Source organism: Mesorhizobium sp. AR02 (assembly GCF_024746835.1).
Lineage (GTDB): Bacteria > Pseudomonadota > Alphaproteobacteria > Rhizobiales > Rhizobiaceae > Mesorhizobium.
In genome coordinates this window covers 858040-877902 of sequence record NZ_CP080530.1, presented here as the reverse complement: position 1 = coordinate 877902, position 19863 = coordinate 858040, and the positions used below count along the sequence as shown (strand labels likewise).

The following is a 19863-nucleotide window of genomic DNA, read 5'->3' as shown; positions in this document are numbered from 1 at the left end:
GGCCGGTTTGCAGGCGCTGACCTTTGCTTCCGACGAGTCGCGTCCGCCTCTTTGCGGTCACTGCCACGTTATGAAAAGGCATCGCAGCTGGTGGCGATCAACTTTCATATCCATGTGCGGCGCAGGCTCGCCAACGATCACGTGGTGGATGGCGCAACGCTCAACCCGCGAGAGTTCGAATGCCTGAAATGGACGGCGCGCGGCAAGTCGCCTTGGGACGTCAGCCAGATCCTCGGCGTCTCAAAGCGCACCTGACCTTCCATCTGAAAACGCCAAAGCAAAGCTCGGCGTGCGAACGGTCAACCAGGCCGTCGCACGGCTGGCTGCCTCCGGTCAGGCGAGTTCTGATCCCTTCCACCGCGATAGCTGTAAACGTCTACAGGCTGCATCACCAGCGGCTTTGTCCTTCGATGGCGGAAACACACCCCGCACGGAGGCGACCAGATGGTGAATTGGGCTCACGAAGGGCAGCAAAGCGTGAACTTACGCCGAAGCGTCCCGCATCTGGCTGATCGCCAGCAGAAGCTCGCAGATTCTTGGCGACGGCACTTAGTGCAAGGCCAAGGCTAAGCGCTGCCGCCTCCGATGCGCCACACCGGGATACCGACCTTGCGCGCCTTGTCGGCAAGATTGGCCCGATTCCAGCGGGGGAAGACCGCGACACCAGTCGGCAAGACCTGCGGCGTATCGTCGTTGCGCATGAAACCGTGCGGCGTTGCCGTGCTTTGTCCCGTCCCGCTTGAAGGCATTTGCGGCATCTTGCGAAAATCGGCCCAGGGCGGCAATGCGCTCGGCGATTTTGGCGACCTTGGTTCTCGAACCAGTCCCGCCGTCGGAGGCGAATGACGGTCTCCCGGATAGTGAACTTTATTGCGATCGCCGATCCGCTGTACCGCTATGCCTCCAGCTTGCGGTTGGTTCCGTTGATATCCATCATGTAGATGGGTTTCCATCAAAACAATCGATTTTACGCAGAATGACCGGAATGAAAAGGGTCGCTCGGGTGGCTCTCTCTATGCGCAAGCATAGAGCATGAAGGGCCCCGAGACGTCGTGTCGGCTGGTTAATCGCGACCGCCGATGCGGCGCAGTTGCCATGACGAAATAAAATGAGGGATATGTTTGTGCCGACTGTACGCAACAGCATTTTTGCCATTATTTTTTGCTCTGCTAGCATCCTACCGCCGTTAACGGCGTCGGCAGAGACTATCTTCGGAACCCTATCTAAGGCCTATCAGAACAATTCTTCGCTGAATTTGACCCGCGCCGGCACACGCGTCACGGACGAGGGCGTGGCCATCGCCAAGTCGGGCTGGCGTCCGACCATCACCGGCTCCGCGGACATCGAGTATTCCAGCAGCCACCTTAACGGCTCGAACCGGAGCGTGCGCCTAACCCAAGGCAACTTCGGCGTCGAAATCGATCAGACCCTGTTCGACGGTTTTCAGACCAGGAACAATGTCGCGGCTGCCGAAGCGCAGGTCGGCGCTTCGGTCGAGAGCTTACGCAACGCCGAACAAGACACCCTTTTCAACGCGGCTCAGGCCTATATGAACGTAATTCGCGATCGGCAAGTTGCCGTGCTGACGGAGCAGAACCTGCAGTTCCTGACCGAACAGGCGCGTGCTGCGCGTTCGAGCTTCGAGGTTGGGGAAGGCACGCGCACCGACGTCGCGCAGGCCGATGCCCAGCGCGCCAACGCAGTGGCGAAGTTGAGTGCCGTCCGCGCGCGGGCGCTGGCAAGTGCGGCAACCTATCGTCAGATCGTCGGGGACGAGCCGGGGAAGCTCAGGCCGGCGGCGCCGGTGGCAAAATTGCTGCCGTCGAGCCTCGATGCGGCAATCGCGATCACATCAGCCGAGCATCCGGCCATCCTCGCCACCCAGCTTCTGGTTGACGCGGCGGAGTTTTCAGTGAAATCGGCCGAAGGCGCGCTGCTGCCCCAGCTTTCCGCAAGCGCCGGCGTCTCGAGCGCTTATCGCAACACCGTGCCCGGTGTGATCACCTCGGGAACGGAAGGCACAACCAATTCGGCCAGCATCGGGGCGACGCTGACCGTCCCCATTTATTCTGGTGGCCGCACTTCAGCACTGGTGCGCCAGTCCAAGGAATCGCTCAGCCAGGCTAGGATCAAGGTCGACGTCAGCCGTGACCAGGTGCGCCAAGCCGTGACCGCGGCATGGACCGCTTATACCGCCGCTCAGCAGAGCGTCGCGGCCAACCGGCAGGCGATCGCAGCCGCGCAGCTTGCCTTGAACGGCGTCATCGAGGAGCGCAATGTCGGCCAGCGCACTACGCTCGACGTGTTGAACGCCCAGAACGACCTCATCACCGGCAAGATCGATCTTGCCAGCGCCGAGCACGACGTGGTGGTAGCGAGCTATGCCATCCTACAGGCGACCGGGCGTCTGTCGGTCGAGCGCCTTGGCCTGAACGTGACAAAATACAAGCCTGAAGACCATTACAACGCGGTCAAGGACAAGTGGATCGGCCTACGCACGCCGGACGGTCGCTAGCCGATCAACGCACGCCCTGCGAAAGATCCCTCTTGACCGGAGTCGAGAACGGCAAAGGCAGCTATCCAAGCCCACTTCGAGCATCATACGTTGTCCAACTTTCCCAGCACTGATAAACTGCGGTAAAAGTTGTCAATGCCGGGGCGCGGGGAGATCAGATACGTCCAGATTCGCAGCCCTAGTCTTAGTCTAGTAAGCACCACTTGCGCGAAACGCGGAAGTTCATTGGTCTCCAACAAAATCTGCTCCTTAGGCGAAGAAAGCACGAGATACCTCAATCTCTTAAAGGCCTGCGATCAGCTCTCACACGGCGGTGAAACTCGTTCACTTGAACATCATCCTCAAGGAAGACACCGCGCACAGGCCGCGTCCTAGCGTTGAGATCGCTTCCTCCTTTTTCGCGGACGCGTCACAATCGGACGCCACGTCGGCAAGGTTCTTTTGGGGTCCGCGCGACTGCGCCCGTATTCTACGAGCGGCCGCGGAGCCGGTTGGGCTCGACCACGATTTTGAACCGCTTGATCCTTCTCCGCTCTCATACGGCAAGGACATCCTGCTGACGCCTGCCGGCGTGCAGCTCGTGCTGCTGAGGGAGGACTGTCGGAGTCTGCAGATCGCCGTTTCCGGTGCCTCCATTCTCCGCCCGTTGCGGCTATATGTCGACGCAATCGTGCCGCCGCGGCACCTGAAGTTCCATGTCGCTGCCCGTAGTTTCTGAATGACATCAATGGTTGCGGCCGCCTGGTAGCTGCTTGCCTTCCGCCGGAACCCCGCAGAGGGCGTCTGCGTATCCTGCTCCAGGCTTTAGATGGTTCGCTGCCGGAGCATCCTAGGAGATCGCCATTGCCCTGTTCGGGAGACGGCGAGTCGAAGAAGATTGGTCTCATCCGGGCAGCCATCTTCGCGATCAGGGTGCGTCGCGCCGTCCAACGTGGCCGCTACCTGATGGGCGGCGGCTACAGACAGTTCCTGGTGTAATTGTGGTGACAGCCTACTATTTGGCTTATTCCAAAACACGCAGGGATCTGTCCGCATCCGCCCATGACGGGCTTATTGTGCATTGCACAAAACCTGACGCGCGGTTAGTCTTTCCACTGCGGGAATTGGGTTTGGGTAATACGGACGAAGCACTGAGAACCAAGGCTTCGTTGATAGTGCATTCATACCCCGAGGACCCTGATGACCGATACGCACCCCGACAAAGCCGGCGCTGCAAGCCTTGAGGCGATCGCGCGAAACGGCAGCATGCTCCATCGCATCGCTGTGCGTATCCCGACCTATCTCTCGGATTTTCGAGAGAATCCGGCGTGGCTGCCGATGTTCATGCTCGCCCGCACCATGCCGGCACGGAAAATGCACTGGCGTGGTGCAAAGCCTGTTCGAGTGTCGCAGAATGCCCAGGACACGATGTTTGCTGGCGTCAATCGCCAGGATGTTGTCGACGCTCTGCGGTCGGATGGGCTTTTTTCCGGTCTCGTCTTGCCAACAATGGTCTCTGAAGATGTAGCCGCATTCGCCAGGTGCACACCTTGCTTCGGCAATTTCGACCGCCGCCTCGAATTCATGCCGACGGAGCATGCGGAGGCTGAGGTCCGGTTTGGCCGTCCGTTGCTCAGCGGCCACTATTTCGAGCGCATTCTGGGCTGCAAGGCGGCACTCGCCATCCAGAACGATCCGCTGCTCATGGATATCGCCGCGCACTATCTCGGCGGCCAGGCGAAGTTGATCACCACGCGTGTCTGGTGGAGTTTCCCGACCGGCCAAGCCTCCGACGCCGACAAGAACCTGGCTTCGCTTGGCAAATACCACTTCGACCTCGACGACTGGCGGATGCTGAAGTTCTTCTTCTACCTGATGCCCGTCGACGAGGGCACCGGCCCCCATGTCTATGTCCGAGGCAGTCATAACCGCCGCGCCCTCAAGCACCAGCTTACGCTTCTCGTCGGCCATCCCGCGCAAGAGGTTCTGGATGTCTACGGGGAGCAGAGCCCGGTCACGCTGACCGGGGAGGCCGGTCTCGGTTTCGTCGAGGATCCGTTCGGCTTCCATATGGGCACCGTGCCGGCCCGCAGGCCACGGCTGATGATGGAAGTCGGCTTCGGCGTTTCTCCTCCATCGCGCCGCCGCTTCCATGGCGAGCCTGTGATCCGCTGATTTCGAAAAGTCACGAAAAGAATATGGCTATGGCGCCATTCCAGTCTGTTCGGCGCCGAAGCGGTTGTCTGCACATCCGTTGGATGTGGCTGGCGCTATGGGTCTCGCCATGGCGCTAGCCAGCGCATGTTCGAATCGAGGTGCGATGGCGCCGATTTCCGCGGACCGGCTCAGCTGCCAAACTTGAATGAATCGATCTCAAACCGGGCGTCGATGCGCGACGACGACCTTAAACCGAGCTCGGAAGGATGCATGCGACCGGCTCCTCTCGCGCCAAAATATCCGCATCAGGTCTTGCCAACGGCCGATCTCGCGCGCGGCGGCGCGGGGCTAACGCAGGCGTACGGGCGCCTGTAACGATAACCGGATCGGGCGCGGTGCGGGCGTCGGCCGCGTGCTTGCTGGCGCGACCGCTTCGCCGACTTCCGGCAGCGCGCGTCGTCTTCAAGTCCCGCGTCGTCAAGCTGGATGGAAAGGGTCTTCAGAGCGCGCGTCGCGCCTCAACGATCTGCCGACGCGAGTGGATTGGAAACCTCAGGGAAAGGACTGCGTCGGCGGTTGTGTGGGGAGGTGCGTAGCCGGGATGGCCGCGCATGGCCGGCCGACCGATGTTGTTGCTTAGTGCCGCGGGTGTGAGCTTGCGTTCGGTCATGAGAGTGTCAGGCGCAACGAGGAGTTTAGATCAGGGCCCGCGTCTTGGTCTATGCCCGCGTCTTGGTCTATCCATAGAGTGGATGGTAGCTATCCTTACAATCAATTGTACCGATATTACCAAATACTACTACAAGATCCTGAATGAAAGCGGGCCGGGTGGGTGTCGTCTCACGTGGGCTGAAGCTGCCGGGAAGAATGCGGAGACGAACATGTGCGGGATTGTTGGCATTGCTGGGCAACAGCCGGTGTCGGATCGGTTGGTCGACGCGTTGAAGCGTCTGGAATATCGCGGCTATGACTCGGCCGGCGTTGCGACGATCACCGAGGGCGCCTTGCACCGCCGGCGCGCCGAGGGCAAGCTCGTCAATCTCGAGACGAGACTGAAGGAAGAGCCGCTGAGCGGCAACATCGGCATCGGCCACACGCGCTGGGCAACCCATGGGGCACCGACTGAACGCAACGCGCATCCGCACTTTAGCGATGGTGTGGCCGTCGTCCATAACGGCATTATCGAGAATTTCGCGGAGTTGAAGGACGAATTGGCGGCGGCGGGAGCCGAGTTCCAGACCGACACCGACACTGAGGTCGTCGCGCATCTCTTGGCAAGACACCGCCGGGAGGGCATGGGGCGAGGTGAGGCGATGCATGCCATGTTGAAACGCGTCAGGGGCGCCTACGCGCTAGCCATTCTCTTCGAGGATGATCCATCGACCATCATGGCGGCGCGCAATGGACCGCCGCTGGCGATCGGTCACGGCGACGGCGAGATGTTCCTGGGCTCCGATGCGATCGCGCTTGCTCCCTTCACCAATGAAATTACCTATCTCATCGACGGCGACTGGGCCGTAATCGGCAAGACGGGCGCCGATATCTTCGATTTCGACGGCCATCCTGTCGAGCGTCCGCGACAGACCTCCACGGCCGCGGCCGATCTCGCCAACAAGGGCAACCATCGCCACTTCATGGAGAAGGAAATTTACGAGCAGCCCGAGGTCATCGCGCATGCGCTCGGTCACTATATCAACATCATAGAGAATCGCGCCGACATGGTTTCTGGCATCGATTTCGCCAGAATCCCGAGCTTGGCGATCTCTGCCTGCGGCACCGCCTATCTCGCCGGACTGATCGGAAAATACTGGTTCGAGCGCTATGCGCGCCTGCCGGTTGAAATCGACGTTGCGTCCGAATTCCGTTACCGCGAAATCCCGTTGTCGCCGCAGTCGGCGGCACTTTTCATTTCGCAGTCTGGCGAAACCGCCGATACGCTGGCATCGCTGAGATACTGCAGGGAGCTTGGGCTGAAAATTGGCGCCATCGTCAATGCCCGCGAATCGACCATCGCTCGGGAGGCCGATGCGGTCTTCCCGATCCTTGCCGGACCGGAGATCGGCGTCGCCTCCACCAAGGCTTTCACCTGCCAGCTTGCCGTTCTTGCCGCACTCGCCATCGCCGCCGCCAGGGCCCGCGGAACCGTAACCGAAGACGAGGTGCAGGCGCTCGTCAGGAGCCTCGCCGAAGTCCCGCGCGTCATGGGCCAGGTACTCAACAGCATCCAGCCACAGATCGAGTTCCTCTCGCGTCAACTGTCAAAGTGTCGTGACGTCCTGTATCTTGGCCGCGGCACCAGTTTCCCGCTGGCGATGGAAGGTGCGCTGAAGCTCAAGGAGATTTCGTACATCCACGCCGAAGGCTACGCGGCGGGTGAGTTGAAGCACGGTCCGATCGCATTGATAGACGAGAACATGCCAGTTATCGTTATCGCGCCACATGATCGCTTTTTCGAAAAGACCGTCTCCAACATGCAGGAAGTGGCTGCCCGTGGCGGGCGGATTATCCTCATCACCGATGAGAAAGGGGCAGCCGCATCGAAACTCGACACCATGCATACGATCGTGCTGCCTGCCGTCGACGAGATTATCGCGCCGATAATTTTCTCGCTGCCGATACAGCTTCTTGCCTACCACACGGCGCTCTTCATGGGCACAGATGTCGACCAGCCGCGCAATCTCGCAAAATCGGTCACCGTCGAATGACTGTGACGTTTTGATAGGTGGCGATGCTCGTCCATCCGAAAGCGCCAACACGTGTCTAGAGCACGTCCCGCGATCGATGAATCGATTGTGATGTGACGTCGGGCTGCATGGGTGATTCAACATCCCCTTTGATGAGGTGGATGATGACAAGAGCACTGAGCGGCGATCTTCGATCCCGGGTCTTGAAGGCTTCGGACGCGGGCATGTCCGCACGGCAGGCGGCGGCGCGGTTCGGCGTCGGCATATCGAGTGCGATCCGGTGGATCGCACGGGCGAAGATCGGCGAGCGGATGCCTCGCCCGCAAGGCCGCCGACGCGCGTCCAGCCTTGATGCCCACGAAGCCTTCATCGTCGGGCTGATCGATGAGCGCAAGGACATCACGCTGAACGAAATGGTGGAACGGCTGGGGGACGAGCGGTCGGTGCGGATCAGCCGCAGCGCCTTGAGCGCATGGCTTCGCGGCCACGGGTGGACGTTCAAAAAAGTCCGCACACGCACTGGAGCAGGACCGCCCCGACATCCTGAAGCGCCGTCGCGCCTGGTTCGACGGCCAGCTCGATCTCGATCCAGCGAAGCTCGTCTTCATTGATGAGACCGGGCTGTCGACCAAGATGGCCCGTCTGCGGGGACGTGCGCCGCGCGGTGAGCGCTGCCGGGCCGGCGTGCCGCACGGCCATTGGAAGACCACCACCTTCACCGGCGCGTTACGGCTGACAGGAATGACCGCTCCGTTCGTCTACGACGGCGCCATGAACGGCAACGTGTTCCTGGCTTATGTTGAGCAGGTTCTGGTTCCGACCCTGTCGGAGGGCGACGTCGTCATCATGGACAATTTGCCGGCGCACAAGGCGGCCGGCGTGCGCGACGCGATCGAGACGACCGGCTCGAGGCTCATGTTCCTGCCGCCCTACAGCCCCGACTTCAATCCGATCGAAAACGCCTTCTCAAAACTCAAGGCTCTTATGCGCGCCAAAGCCGAGAGGACAATCACAGCCCTGTGGAACGCCGTCGGATCGCTCGTTGACCTCTTCACCCCAGCCGAATGCCGGAACTACTTCAAGGCCGCAGGCTATGACCCGGATTAAACCGGACGTGCTCTAGAACTGAAGCTCGGATGAAATCCAACAATCGCCATCCCTTTTTCGGCAGGTCGGGCAATTGCGCAGGGCAGCCGGATTGAGCTTGCTCAACCCGACGTCAGGTAACCGGGGCAGATTACCGGGCAGTCAGGCTTGAGCGGCTTGCCTAACGAGATCCGGGAGCGGCGGAATCGACTCTTGTGTTGGTATGCCGAGGCGGTCGCCGAGATAGCGGAAGAATGAGACGTCGAGCTTGATGTAGGTCTTCATCAGGCCGAGCAGGACGTCGCGGGCGTTCTTGCCTGCCTCACTGACGGTTCCGCCGGAGATCTTGCGCTTGGTGACGAAGGTGCGGATGTCGTTTTCCGAACCATTGGTGTGGAGTGGGATCTCGGGACGATCGAGAACGCGCAGGAGTTCATGCTTGCGGCGATGCAGCCCGACAAGAAGCCGGTCGAGCATGACGTAGCCGGTTCGTCGTTTGAACAGGCGCTCGAAGCGGGCGCGCAGGGCCGCCGCGTGGCGCGGACAAGGAGCACGCTGGTAGCTCTTGAGGTCGCGATAGAACCACCAGATCAACTGGCGCATGATGTCGACGGCCTGACGTTGATCCGGGGTCACGGGTATCAATTTGTGGACGAGCCGCTCGGCGTGGACCCAGCACAGAGCATGGTCGCCGATGCGGAACTGGCCGGCATCATCGGATACGACGACGGTATCGGCGAGAAAGCCGTGGTGGCGGATCGCTCCCCACATCGCCCCTTCGGTGGCGATCCTGACTGGGTTGGGCTCAACCGCGAGCTGGTCGAGGCCGAGTGCGGCCAGATGCGCCTGCCATGCGGCGCTGTCGGCAAATGCCTTGTGCGGCGCAGCCGCCAGCCGCGCGATCACCGGACCGGCGAGGTTGCGGCCGCGCATATAGGCCAGGGCCTCTTCATTGATGAAGTAATCGCTGTGCCCGGCACGCAGCGTCGCCAGGAACGCCTCCCGTGACTTCGATCGCCCGGTGCGGAACGCGGTGAAGCGGCGATCGCCGATCTGGGTGGTGTAGCCGTCCTGGTGGGCGTGGCGCGCCGACGTATCATCGACGGTGATCCAGGGCGCCGTAGCCAGCCCGGCGCGCAGCACGTCACGGTCCTCCGCCGCGAAGGCCTCCAGGCCCTCCGAAATCAGCCGCACCACCTGGCGCTTCGAAATGTCGACCCCGATCCCGGTCAACAACGCCGTCAACCGCTCCGTCGTCACCTGGCCTTGAATGTGACAGGCCAGAATGAAGCGGCGCAGGTTCGCGCCCCAGCCGCCGATGATCCCCGCCGGCAAGGGCGCCACCATCGTTTCGCCGGTCGGTGTCACCCAGCGCTCGCGGCGATAGCGCACCACCTCGGCCGACAACGCCAGATCGCGCACCAGGATCGTCTCATACCCCTTGAAGCGAGAGCCCGCAGGAGCGCTCACCGCAACCGTCACCTCGCGGCTCACGCGACCGCCGTCGCGCTTGGCGCCGCGCCGGCGGCGCTTGCCCTTGCCAGATGTCGGCTGCGTCGCCTTCTCCATGCCCGATGGCTTGGTCGGCTTGACCGGGGGACGCGGCGGCAGGTCCTTCAGCCGGGCGATCTCATCCTTCAGGGTCTGGTTCTCGGCGCGTAGCGCCTGGTTCTCGATCTCAAGGCTCTCGACCCGGCCTTGAAGACCGCGCACTTCGCCGATCAGCGCAGAAACCAGCCCGCGGAGTTCCGCAAGCGACAAGCCTTCAAGCGAATCAGTCGGTGGTAGCGTCACGGCCCTTATCAACCAAAGACCGCAATATCCTTGTGACCTATGGCCTTTCATGCGATTCTTCGGGCTGGTCTAAGGAGGTGAGAATGCCTGAAATACTTGCAGCGCTTTCCAACATTCGGACTGTTGAAGAAATGATCGCGGCCTTCCGGGATGAGCAGCATTGCCGTCGGTTGCTGGAAAGCATGGTGTGGCCGGATGGCCGGATCTGCCCCGCCTGCGGATACAAACGCTCGATTGCGCTTGGCGGTCGCGATACCGGCAAGCGTCGCGCCCGACCGGGTCTTTATCAATGTTCCAGCGGCGATTGCCGGTTCCAGTTCACGGTGACGACACACACGCCTCTGCACTCCACGAAGCTTCCCTTGCGTGTTTGGCTGAAGGCAATGTGGCTGTTACTGCAATCCGACAAGGGTTTGTCGTCGGTGCGCCTGGCCGAGGCGCTCGGGGTGAGCCAGCCAACGGCCTGGCGGATGGGACATGCACTGCGTCTCATGGTGGCGGGAGAACATGCTCGCCGGCACGGTGGAGATCGACCATTTCCATCTCGGTGGAAGGCCCAGAAAGAATCCCGACGACCCGCCTCCGGGCCGCGGCCGGAAAGGCCAGGCGAATACGGACAAAACGCCAGTCATGGCAATGGTGCGGCGCCCGAGTGACGTCATGCCTGGCACTCTGGCCGGTGACGCGCGTGCCGCGGTCGTGACCAGTCTCTCGGCGCGAGCAAGCGAACGCGTCATTGAAGCGCAGATCGAATTGGGAGCTCATTTGATGAGCGACGAGTGGAAGGCATTCATGGCCATTGGTAGAGCTTTGCCAAGCATGAGACAGTGAAGCATTCCAGCGGTGAGTATGTGCGCGACGCCGTCCACGTCAATTCGGTGGAGGGCTTCAACTCCCGCGTCCGCCGTACCATCGCCGGCGTTTTTCATCATATCAGCCCGCAGCATGCCGACCTGTATTTCCACGAGATCGGCTTCCGATGGTCGCAGCGCGTCGTCACAGGAAACGTCATTCGCAAAACCCGGCATGGCCGGGAGAGCGTGCGAACCTTGTGGTCGCGCGTGCCGCCTGCGCTGCAATTGACGAATGTTTTTCGCACCGCCACGGGTCGTCAGATGCGCCGAAGCCCGCATGGCGGCATCATCATCAAATCAGCCGTAGCTGTCTTTGGTTGATAAAGGCCGCGTCACGCAAAGGGTGAATCACGAACGCACGCGCCTGCAAACCCCCACCGCCCGGTAATCTGCCCCGGTTACGCTAGTCCCTATGATTGGAGAGCATGAGATCCTATGGGGGTGCGCCGGGAGACCGGCAAGGAGTAGATGGTGAAAGTCCATTACGATGAAGGAGCAGCGATCCACGTCGGCCCCGAGCCGTGCGCAGGCATCCGCGAGGATGTCGGCGAAGCGTCGGTAGGGGAGCATGCAGGCCAGCCATTGAGCCGCGAAAGGGATCTTATCTCGGATGCCGACGCTGTCCTCATAGCGGAAGGCAATATGGGAGGTGCGCTATGCGAGTGCCTCACCAATCCGGCGCGGTCTTTTAGACCCTGGCATGCATGGACGCTCTTTGTACGGGAACCGGGAGATCTCCGGGTCGGCCATGGCCTCTTTGGAGGACATGGTCCGCAGCGGGAAGGCGAGGAGCCGTAGCCGCTGATGCACGACACGGAGAAGTCTGACTCTGGCATAGTAGCTGTGAAGCTGACGAACAAAGCCGGGCAACCGGTGGCGGAGTTGGTGGAGCCAAGGCCGGGGACCAAGGGGAACGCGGAACAGCAACGCATGCACCGGACACAGGGCCGGGCTCGCATGACCCAGTCGCTGGATCGCGTACGGAAAGCCGCAAGGCTGAGGAAGAAGGATCGGTTCACCGCGCTCTTCCACCACCTCACTGTCGATGCATTTCGCACGGCGTTCTTCGCGCTTAGGCGCAAGGCCGCCCCCGGGGTGGATGGCATGATGTGGCAGGACTACGAGGCAGACCTCGAGCCTCGGCTCGTAGATTTGCACAAACGAGTTCATCGGGGAGTGTATCGCCCGCAACCGTCGCGCCGGACATACATACCGAAGGCGGACGGGAAGCGGCGGCCGCTAGCGATCGCGGCTCTGGAAGACAAGATTGTCCAAGGGGCGACCGTCATCGTGCTCAACGCCATCTACGAAGGTGACTTCTGCGGCTTCTCCTACGGGTTTCGGCCCGGGAGAGGCCCGCACGATGCGTCGGATGCGCTGTGTACAGCGATCGACAAGCGGCAGGTAAACTGGATCATCGACGCCGACATCCAAAACTTCTTGGATCCATTGTCATAATACCCCCTGGTTCACGGTATCTGTTCGAAGAGGCTGGGATTTTGGTCTATCGTCTTGATCCATAGGCCTTTTCTCTGTCCACGCACGACATGGACGGCTTCGAGTTCGCCGCGTTTTACTCGCTGCAACACGACCTGGCGCGACAGGCCGAGGTTCTCCATGGCGTCGCGGATGGGCTCAAAGCCTTCGCCAGGCGTGGCCAGGAAGCGGGCCTTGAGTTCGGCGGTCAGGCGAATGCGCCATGGCGCACCGGGTGTCACCTGTTCGCCCGGGATGAGGCCGTCGTTGACATGGCGGTGAAGCGTCGATGGCGCCACGCCGAGCGCGGCAGCGGCCTGACGGACGGTGACGATGTCGCCGTCGGCGGCTGGTGGCTTGGCCTTGCAGGCGGGAATCTTCCAGTGCTTACGCAGATAGCCGACGCGGTTGGCGTCAAACCGGTGGCCGTACGCCGTTCGGCGGCCCTGGCGGTTGAGGACGCCGGCAATGACCGCGTCGGGATAATGCGGTGCCAGCCGCCGCAGCAGCGCCAGCGTGTCCTCGTCGGTACGAACCGTCGCCGGCCGCGAGCGCGGCAAGGCGACGGTGAGGCGACTCGTAGCGTCGCCCTTCCAGCGCAGGACGAGAAGCGCCGCTGCCTCGTCGCGATCGACATGGAGGGTGACCTCATCGAGGAGCGTGCGCAGCAATTCCTTGCGGTCACGCGGCGTGGTGGTGGGCGCGTACCAAACGCTCGCCAGATCGGCCCCGAGGGCAAGCAGCTTTTCCCGCTCCGTGGCCGACAGGACGCGCGGACGCTGCTCCTCGCGCCGCGCCAGTTCCGCCTTTGCCGCCTCCAGTGCGCGCAACGCCTCCTCCCACTCCTGCTCGAGCCTGCGGGCGACCAGGCGATTGTCGGGATCGACGGCGCAATAGCGGCGCTCGGCGCGGTTGACGGCGAAGGCGGCGCGCTCCACGTCGAGCCGCCATTGCTTGAGTGCTGCGTCGCGATCGTTCTCCAGCCGCTCGGCCGCTTCGAGCGTGGCGGTCAGGCGCACCGGCTCCAGCGCCTCCAGGAAGGCCGCCACCACGGCTTCATCGATCTGCCCGCCGCCAACATTGAGGCAATGGACGCCTCTGCCCTCGACGACCACCTTGCCGGGACAATGGTAGCCCGGCGTCACGGTGCGGCCGCGATAATGGGTGTGCAGCCGTCGCCCGCAGTGGCCGCAGCGGGCAATGCCCTGCAGCAGGGCGCCACCCTCTCTGGCGGCGCCACCGGCCTGTTCCTGCGCCTTGGCGTGCGTCCGGGGTTGGGTGTTGGCCGCCATGCGCTCTCGATTGGCCTCGAAGGTGGGCCAATCGATATAGCCCTGGTGGTGGTCCTTGATCAGCACTTGCCAGTCTTCCATCGGCAGCTTGCGTATCCGCTTGCACCGCGCGCCGGTTTCGTCGAGCACCGTCTCTCGGCGATACTTGCCATAGACATAGGCGCCGGCATAGACTGGATTGGCAAGCACGCTGTGAATCGCGTGGTAGCTGGCCTCGCCCCAGCGCAGCTCGGTGCGTGCATTAAGCCACAGCGGGAACTTCATCGCTTGCTCGCGGAACCACAGCCACACGCGGCGCGCCGAGCCGAGCTCGGCAAAGCGGGCAAAGACGGTGCGGATGGCATGGGCGACGGCCTCGTCGGGATGGATCAGGATCTCGCCGTCCGCCTCGCCCCAGACGAAGCCGATCGGTAGGCCGCGGCGCAATTCACCGCGCGCTGCCTTGTTGCGGATGCCGCCATTGAGGCGGGCGCGCAGGACGTGCAATTCGGCCTCGCTCATGGCGCCTTTCAACCCGAGCAAAAGCCTATCGTTGAACAGAGCCGGGTGGTAGATCCCGTCGGCATCGCCAATCAGCGTATCGGTCAGCCCGGCCAACTCGATCAGCCGGTGCCAGTCGGCATTGTTGCGCGCCAGCCGCGAAACCTCCAGGCCAAGCACGATGCCGACCCGGGCCAGCGCCACCTCGCTGGTCAGCCGCGCAAAGCCGGCGCGCATGACGCTGCCGGAGCCGGACAGGCCAAGGTCCTCGTCGATGACCAAGACACGCTCGTCCGGCCAACCCAGCTCGCGCGCCCGACCGGAGAGCGCGTATTGCCGCTCGGTCGATTCACGGTTGTTCTCCACCTGTGAGGCGCTCGACTGGCGCAGGTAGACGACAGCCAGCCGGGCCTGGTGACCGGCGGCGATTTTGCTGTGTTCAGTCATGACCGGCCTCCCTCACTGTCAGCATGCGCGCGATCACGAGGGCGAGCCGGCGCAACGCCTCCGCCCGCGCCTCGGCGTCCAGCGTCTCCCAGGTGGGTGGGTCGGGAGGCCGCTTGCGGTCTTCCTCGGCGAATCTCAGCTTCAGTTGCATGTCGCTCCTCCTTGTCATCGGGCGGCGACTCGCCGCGCCGTTCAAGAAGAGCGTCGGTCAGAAAGCGCAGATGCAGAAGGTCTGAAAGCCGCCCAATGCTGGAGTGATTAGCCGGCGAGGCTGTGGAACCACCCCCCAGGCCCCCGAGATCCGTCCACGCGACGGGAATGTAGGTCCGGCTGCCGTCCGGCAATTCTAAAAGCAGCGTTGGCTCGCCGCGGCGTTTGAGGCGGCTGATTACGGCCAGAGGCCGCCCTTCAAAGGCGTGGCCCTCCCGCATGATCGTTGCCGAGGCGGGAAGGTCCTGGTGATGGGCAGTCTGGAGATGTTTCCTTTGGGGCTGTCAGCCAGACATGGCTGGTCCGCTTCCTGGAACATCGGATCGGCGACAAACGCATCATCCGCCTCATCCAGAAGTGGTTGAAGGCGGGTATCCTCGAAGACGGGATCGTGACCGTCGATGACAGGGGAACGGGTCAAGGGTCGGTGATTTCGCCGCTCCTTGGCAATATCTACCTGCACTACGTTCTCGACCTGTGGGCCAAGCGCTGGCGACAGCGCGAGACCACCGGCGACATGATCATCGTGCGCTATGCGGACGATGTGGTGGTCGGCTTCGAGCGAGAGGAGGACGCCCGTCGTTTCCTCGATGCGATGCGTGCGAGGCTTGAGGAGTTCATGCTGTCGCTCCATCCGGACAAGACCCGCCTGATTGAGTTTGGTCGCTTTGCGGCGGTCAATCGCAAGCGGCGTGGGCTCGGAAAACCGGAGACCTTTACCTTCCTGGGGTTCACACTCATCTGCGGACGATCCCGTCGCGGCCTCTTCCAGCTTCAACGGAAGACCCGCGGGGATCGGATGCGGGCGAAGCTCCAGGAGATCAAGGAGGAGCTACGACGACGATGGCACCAGTCGATCCCTGAACAAGGGAAATGGCTACGGCAGGTGGTGACCGGGCATTTTGCCTACTTTGCAGTCCCCACCAACAGTCGCGCAATCTCGGCATTCCACCACCATGTGGTGAACCTCTGGCGGCGGGCGCTCCAGCGCCGCAGCCAGAAAGACCGAACCACATGGACAAGGATCGCTCTGATCTCGGGCGACTGGCTTCCCAAACCGCGTACTCTTCATCCTTGGCCAAGCGTCCGCTTCGCCGTCACTCACCCGAGGTAGGAGCCGAGTGCGGGAATCCCGCTCGCTCGGATCTGTCCGGGGGGCGCCCAGAAACGGGCGTCCCTACCGGGAAAGTGGATAGCGACCTACGTTGTGGCAAAGTGAGGTTGCTCAAAAACTCACTGGAGGAGAACCATGCATTCTGCAGCTGATCATCCAGAGGCGTCTGTCGCAATCCGCGTCAATCTTGGCGCGATTTTTGTTTCGATGGAACTCGGGAAATCGACTTGGCTAATCACATCTCTCTCGCCGGGCGGTGGAGAGAAAATGTCGAGACACGCCGTTACCGGCGGCGATATCACCGGACTGTTTGCGCGCTTTGATGACCTGCGCAAGAAGGCGCAGGCGCGCACGGGCAAGTGCTATCCGCTCGTGGTGATTCAGGAAGCTGGTCTCGACGGGTTCTGGATCGATCGGGTGCTGCGCCAGGAAGACTGGATCGAAAGCCATGTCGTCGATGCCGCTTCGATTGCCGTGTCGCGTCGGCGTCGCCGTGCGAAGACCGACCGGATCGACGGCGAGACGCTGGTCCGCACACTGATGGCCTACAGGCGCGGAGAGCCGCGTGTCTGCTCGATGGTGCGGGTACCAACGCCCGAGGACGAGGACCGTCGCCGGATCAGCCGGGAGCGCAAGACGTTGATCGCCGAGCGGATCGAGCACTCCAACCGGATCAAGGGCCTGCTCTTCAGCCAGGGAATTAGGGATTATGAACCACTACGCCGCGATCGGCGCAAGCGTCTGGATGAGCTTCGCACTGGGGATGGCCGGGCGCTGCCTGTCCGCATCAAGGCCCAGATCAACCGAGAACTAGCCGCCTTAATGCACGGCGATAAGCTTTTGACGGCCTGAAGCGACGCTGTGGTCGCCGTTGCGGTGCTTTTCCACGCGCCTCGTCAGGCGCCGGAATTGCTCCGTCGTGATGGCAGGCGGGGGTTTGCAGGTTGCGGTCGACGGGTTCGTTTCGGGGCGTCTGCGCCCCATCGTTAGGTCGCGAGTTGGGGGATGCGATCGAGGACGATGCGCAGGATGCGCTGGTCGGGGCACGATGTCGGCAGGTGCAGGCGGATTTGCGATTTCATCTCGACCACCCGCGCAGCGATTTTGATGAGGCGCAATCGCAGCGTGTCGAATTGGGCGACGGCAAAGCTCGAGCGCCTCGGCATCGCGGCCCGCAAGCCCCACATCAACCAGTAAGCACCGGCATGCAGGAATAGCCGGAACTGGTTGGCCGTCGCTCTGGTGCAGGATGTGCGGTCGGCGGCAAGATGCGTCTTCCGCGACTTGATGTGGTTCTCGGCCGCGCCGCGCCGGCAGTAGACATCCTCGTAGAGCGCCTTGGCCTTCCCACCGGCAAGGTTGGTGACGACGAAGCGGGTATCGGCACCTTGGGCGCCGACCTCGACCCGCGCGATGATGCGCTCGACGCGGCTCCAACTAGCGGCGCCGTCAACGAACTCCTTGAACCTGCGGACCTTGCCTGTCTTGGCCGACGCTTCGAAGCGCGCCGTCGTGCTGGCCTCCAGATCCGCGACATGCTTGCGCAGGGTCGTGGTGGGCGCGAGGCCAAAGATGAAGTCGACGTCGTTGGCGCGGCACCAGTCGATGACCTGCGGGCTGCAATAATGGCTATCGCCGCGGAGCAGGATTCGAATGTTCGGCCAGTTGATCCGGATCGCCCGCACCAGACGGCGCAGGTGGGGGCGGATCTCAGCCCCACTCGGCCGCTTGGCCGGTCGCAGGATCGCGCTGACGAACCGTCCCGCACCATCGAACACTACGATCGGCTGGAAGCCGTACTCGTCATGGTGGGCATTGAACAGGCGAAGCTGTTGGCCTCCGTGCACAGCGTCGAAGGAAACATCTCCAGACTGCCCATCACCAGGACCTTCCCGCCTCGGCAACGATCATGCGGGAGGGCCACGCCTTTGAAGGGCGGCCTCTGGCCGTAATCAGCCGCCTCAAACGCCGCGGCGAGCCAACGCTGCTTTTAGAATTGCCGGACGGCAGCCGGACCTACATTCCCGTCGCGTGGACGGATCTCGGGGGCCTGGGGGGTGATTCCACAGCCTCGCCGGCTAATCACTCCAGCATTGGGCGGCTTTCAGACCTTCTGCATCTGCGCTTTCTGACCGACGCTCTTCTTGAACGGCGCGGCGAGTCGCCGCCCGATGACAAGGAGGAGCGACATGCAACTGAAGCTGAGATTCGCCGAGGAAGACCGCAAGCGGCCTCCCGACCCACCCACCTGGGAGACGCTGGACGCCGAGGCGCGGGCGGAGGCGTTGCGCCGGCTCGCCCTCGTGATCGCGCGCATGCTGACAGTGAGGGAGGCCGGTCATGACTGAACACAGCAAAATCGCCGCCGGTCACCAGGCCCGGCTGGCTGTCGTCTACCTGCGCCAGTCGAGCGCCTCACAGGTGGAGAACAACCGTGAATCGACCGAGCGGCAATACGCGCTCTCCGGTCGGGCGCGCGAGCTGGGTTGGCCGGACGAGCGTGTCTTGGTCATCGACGAGGACCTTGGCCTGTCCGGCTCCGGCAGCGTCATGCGCGCCGGCTTTGCGCGGCTGACCAGCGAGGTGGCGCTGGCCCGGGTCGGCATCGTGCTTGGCCTGGAGGTTTCGCGGCTGGCGCGCAACAATGCCGACTGGCACCGGCTGATCGAGTTGGCCGGGCTGACCGATACGCTGATTGGCGATGCCGACGGGATCTACGAGCACACATCTTAATGCCCCAATTAGATTTGGAGATGATCAGCGCATAACAGTTACTGATCCGGCGCACCCTCTTTATGGGCGCGATTTCATTTTAGCGGCAGGACCGAGCGGCGCCGGCGCCTATCGTCAGCTTCTTGTCGTTTACCGCGATGATGTTCTCCTGAAGATTCCGATCTCGGCCACCAATCTGTATCCATCGGCACCAGATTCGCCGTCAGCCAAGCTTTCGACTGCGAGCGTTCGCGATTTTATTCGCCTTGTTAGCTGTGCAAAGGCGCAGGCGCCGCGAAGTTCCGGCGATATGGCTGACCATGGTAGCGTAACGTTAGAAAAAGGATTGTAGAAATAAACCACCAGCGGCGCTTCGGGAAATTCGTAAGCCGCCGCATCCGCCTCGACGACACTGAGCGCCCGGCATTTCCGTGACGGATCCCTGAAGCGAGCGATGTTGCCTCTGGCGATTTCGACCAGCTCGCGCGCGAACTCCACCCCGATGATCGCTGCAAACGGATATCGCGACGCCAGCAACAGCGTTCGCGATTTTCCAGAGCCGATGTCTACGAATGTATGGCCCTGGAGGTCGCTGGGCAGCGACTTCATGATGAAATGAAAGGTTCTGGGCGATGTGCATACGGCTTCGTTGCCCTTGCTGCGATGCGGGCCGATGACATCCAACGCAGCGAGCTGGACCGAACCGGCCCGTATCGACACCGTGCTGGCGATCCCATTTTCGCGCGGGGCGGTCGGCAACGATATAACGGACATTTCGCAGGACAAAGCCAGCGCTTGCGCCGATCCCATGCCGGTGAACGAGCCTGATCGGCTCGAACAGACCCCGCTCACGGATATAGGACCAGGCCCTGCCAAAACGACCAAACGAACGGTCTTCGAGGCTGTTCGAGCCTAGCCCGTCCTATTCATGACGGATCTGGGTTTGTTTGCCGCTGAGCGGCGGACAGGTGGCGGCTCGGCGTCTTTTTCACCGCGGCTGTGTCTGGACTTGTGAACGCGCTGGAGGGTGGAAGCTGTGTGGTTTCGGCGGGGCCTGCTGCCC

General features: G+C 62.4%; 13 protein-coding genes and 6 pseudogenes. 13 read left to right on the top strand and 6 right to left on the bottom strand.

Translation table 11 applies throughout. From position 1 onward, the window contains the following. Positions 1-90: 90 nt before the first annotated feature. The gene (locus tag DBIPINDM_RS04150; RefSeq protein WP_258580847.1) at positions 91-255 is read left to right on the top strand and encodes a helix-turn-helix transcriptional regulator; all 165 of its coding nucleotides are present in this window, start codon (positions 91-93) and stop codon (positions 253-255) included. 311 nt (positions 256-566) lie between these two features. On the opposite strand, the gene DBIPINDM_RS04145 is transcribed toward DBIPINDM_RS04150, so the two are convergent. Next, positions 567-749 carry a hypothetical protein gene (locus DBIPINDM_RS04145; RefSeq protein WP_258581255.1) on the bottom strand — a complete coding sequence of 61 codons (183 nt, stop codon included), beginning with the start codon at positions 747-749 and terminating at the stop codon, positions 567-569. Positions 750-1108: 359 nt separating this feature from the next. Between DBIPINDM_RS04145 and DBIPINDM_RS04140 the strand changes: the two genes are divergently transcribed. From DBIPINDM_RS04140 to DBIPINDM_RS04115, 6 genes are all read left to right on the top strand, one after another. After that, the gene (locus DBIPINDM_RS04140; protein ID WP_416361683.1) at positions 1109-2515 is read left to right on the top strand and encodes a TolC family outer membrane protein; all 1407 of its coding nucleotides are present in this window, start codon (positions 1109-1111) and stop codon (positions 2513-2515) included. Between the two features lie 328 nt (positions 2516-2843). Further along, entirely contained in the window at positions 2844-3233 is a 390-nt protein-coding gene (locus DBIPINDM_RS04135; protein WP_258580845.1) for a hypothetical protein, read from the top strand. 125 nt (positions 3234-3358) lie between these two features. Next, positions 3359-3493: a DUF2285 domain-containing protein gene (locus tag DBIPINDM_RS04130; RefSeq protein ID WP_258580844.1), complete on the top strand. Its 135-nt coding sequence runs from the start codon at positions 3359-3361 to the stop codon at positions 3491-3493. A 201-nt stretch (positions 3494-3694) separates the two neighbouring features. After that, positions 3695-4669 (top strand): hypothetical protein, encoded by a 975-nt coding sequence (locus tag DBIPINDM_RS04125; RefSeq protein WP_258580843.1) that lies wholly within the window; start codon positions 3695-3697, stop codon positions 4667-4669. Between the two features lie 863 nt (positions 4670-5532). Next, the gene (glmS, locus tag DBIPINDM_RS04120) at positions 5533-7356 is read left to right on the top strand and encodes a glutamine--fructose-6-phosphate transaminase (isomerizing) (protein WP_258580842.1); all 1824 of its coding nucleotides are present in this window, start codon (positions 5533-5535) and stop codon (positions 7354-7356) included. Positions 7357-7499: 143 nt separating this feature from the next. Further along, positions 7500-8442, top strand: a protein-coding gene (locus DBIPINDM_RS04115) for an IS630 family transposase (protein ID WP_258580841.1) whose coding sequence is annotated in 2 segments (ribosomal slippage) — positions 7500-7837 and positions 7836-8442 — 945 coding nt in all. Because the reading frame shifts where the segments join, the coding sequence is not laid out codon by codon here. A 141-nt stretch (positions 8443-8583) separates the two neighbouring features. On the opposite strand, the gene DBIPINDM_RS04110 is transcribed toward DBIPINDM_RS04115, so the two are convergent. Next, on the bottom strand, positions 8584-10215 hold the full coding sequence (locus tag DBIPINDM_RS04110) for an IS66 family transposase (protein ID WP_416361682.1): 1632 nt from the start codon (positions 10213-10215) through the stop codon (positions 8584-8586). A gap of 83 nt (positions 10216-10298) precedes the next feature. Between DBIPINDM_RS04110 and DBIPINDM_RS04105 the strand changes: the two are divergent. Together DBIPINDM_RS04105 and DBIPINDM_RS04100 are read left to right on the top strand one after the other, a co-directional pair. Beyond that, a pseudogene (locus DBIPINDM_RS04105) lies at positions 10299-11390 on the top strand (IS1595 family transposase). 483 nt (positions 11391-11873) lie between these two features. Next, positions 11874-12524, top strand: a pseudogene (locus DBIPINDM_RS04100) (reverse transcriptase domain-containing protein); the annotation flags it as partial. Between the two features lie 14 nt (positions 12525-12538). Here DBIPINDM_RS04100 and DBIPINDM_RS04095 read toward each other — a convergent pair. Together DBIPINDM_RS04095 and DBIPINDM_RS04090 are read right to left on the bottom strand one after the other, a co-directional pair. Continuing rightward, entirely contained in the window at positions 12539-14764 is a 2226-nt protein-coding gene (locus tag DBIPINDM_RS04095; RefSeq protein WP_258580840.1) for a recombinase family protein, read from the bottom strand. Next, positions 14757-14915, bottom strand: a complete 159-nt coding sequence (locus DBIPINDM_RS04090) for a hypothetical protein (RefSeq protein WP_183454876.1) — start codon at positions 14913-14915, stop codon at positions 14757-14759. The genes DBIPINDM_RS04095 and DBIPINDM_RS04090 overlap by 8 nt, the downstream gene beginning before the upstream one ends. Positions 14916-15248: 333 nt before the next feature. On the opposite strand from DBIPINDM_RS04090, the pseudogene DBIPINDM_RS04085 reads away from it, so the two are divergent. Both DBIPINDM_RS04085 and DBIPINDM_RS04080 read left to right on the top strand, forming a co-directional pair. Next, positions 15249-16088: pseudogene (locus DBIPINDM_RS04085) on the top strand (reverse transcriptase domain-containing protein); the annotation flags it as partial. Positions 16089-16223: 135 nt separating this feature from the next. Next, a pseudogene (locus DBIPINDM_RS04080) lies at positions 16224-16910 on the top strand (IS110 family transposase); the annotation flags it as partial. A gap of 164 nt (positions 16911-17074) precedes the next feature. On the opposite strand, the pseudogene DBIPINDM_RS04075 reads toward DBIPINDM_RS04080, so the two are convergent. Beyond that, a pseudogene (locus tag DBIPINDM_RS04075) lies at positions 17075-17953 on the bottom strand (IS1380 family transposase); the annotation flags it as partial. A gap of 324 nt (positions 17954-18277) precedes the next feature. On the opposite strand from DBIPINDM_RS04075, the gene DBIPINDM_RS04070 reads away from it, so the two are divergent. Beyond that, positions 18278-18436, top strand: a complete 159-nt coding sequence (locus DBIPINDM_RS04070) for a hypothetical protein (RefSeq protein ID WP_183454876.1) — start codon at positions 18278-18280, stop codon at positions 18434-18436. Continuing rightward, positions 18429-18818, top strand: a pseudogene (locus DBIPINDM_RS04065) (recombinase family protein); the annotation flags it as partial. The gene DBIPINDM_RS04070 and the pseudogene DBIPINDM_RS04065, both read left to right, overlap by 8 nt. A gap of 132 nt (positions 18819-18950) precedes the next feature. Here DBIPINDM_RS04065 and DBIPINDM_RS04060 read toward each other — a convergent pair. After that, positions 18951-19610 carry a class I SAM-dependent methyltransferase gene (locus DBIPINDM_RS04060; protein ID WP_258580839.1) on the bottom strand — a complete coding sequence of 220 codons (660 nt, stop codon included), beginning with the start codon at positions 19608-19610 and terminating at the stop codon, positions 18951-18953. Between the last annotated feature and the right edge of the window lie 253 nt (positions 19611-19863).

What these genes read in the sequence shown, in the direction of transcription:
- DBIPINDM_RS04090 (WP_183454876.1), bottom strand. Translation starts at nt 14,915, where the DNA reads ATGCAACTGAAGCTGAGATTCGCCGAGGAAGACCGCAAGCGGCCTCCC.
- DBIPINDM_RS04070 (WP_183454876.1), top strand. Translation starts at nt 18,278, where the DNA reads ATGCAACTGAAGCTGAGATTCGCCGAGGAAGACCGCAAGCGGCCTCCC.
- DBIPINDM_RS04140 (WP_416361683.1), top strand. Translation starts at nt 1,109, where the DNA reads ATGAGGGATATGTTTGTGCCGACTGTACGCAACAGCATTTTTGCCATT.
- DBIPINDM_RS04145 (WP_258581255.1), bottom strand. Translation starts at nt 749, where the DNA reads ATGCCTTCAAGCGGGACGGGACAAAGCACGGCAACGCCGCACGGTTTC.
- DBIPINDM_RS04095 (WP_258580840.1), bottom strand. Translation starts at nt 14,764, where the DNA reads ATGACTGAACACAGCAAAATCGCCGCCGGTCACCAGGCCCGGCTGGCT.
- DBIPINDM_RS04060 (WP_258580839.1), bottom strand. Translation starts at nt 19,610, where the DNA reads ATGGGATCGGCGCAAGCGCTGGCTTTGTCCTGCGAAATGTCCGTTATA.
- DBIPINDM_RS04125 (WP_258580843.1), top strand. Translation starts at nt 3,695, where the DNA reads ATGACCGATACGCACCCCGACAAAGCCGGCGCTGCAAGCCTTGAGGCG.
- glmS (WP_258580842.1), top strand. Translation starts at nt 5,533, where the DNA reads ATGTGCGGGATTGTTGGCATTGCTGGGCAACAGCCGGTGTCGGATCGG.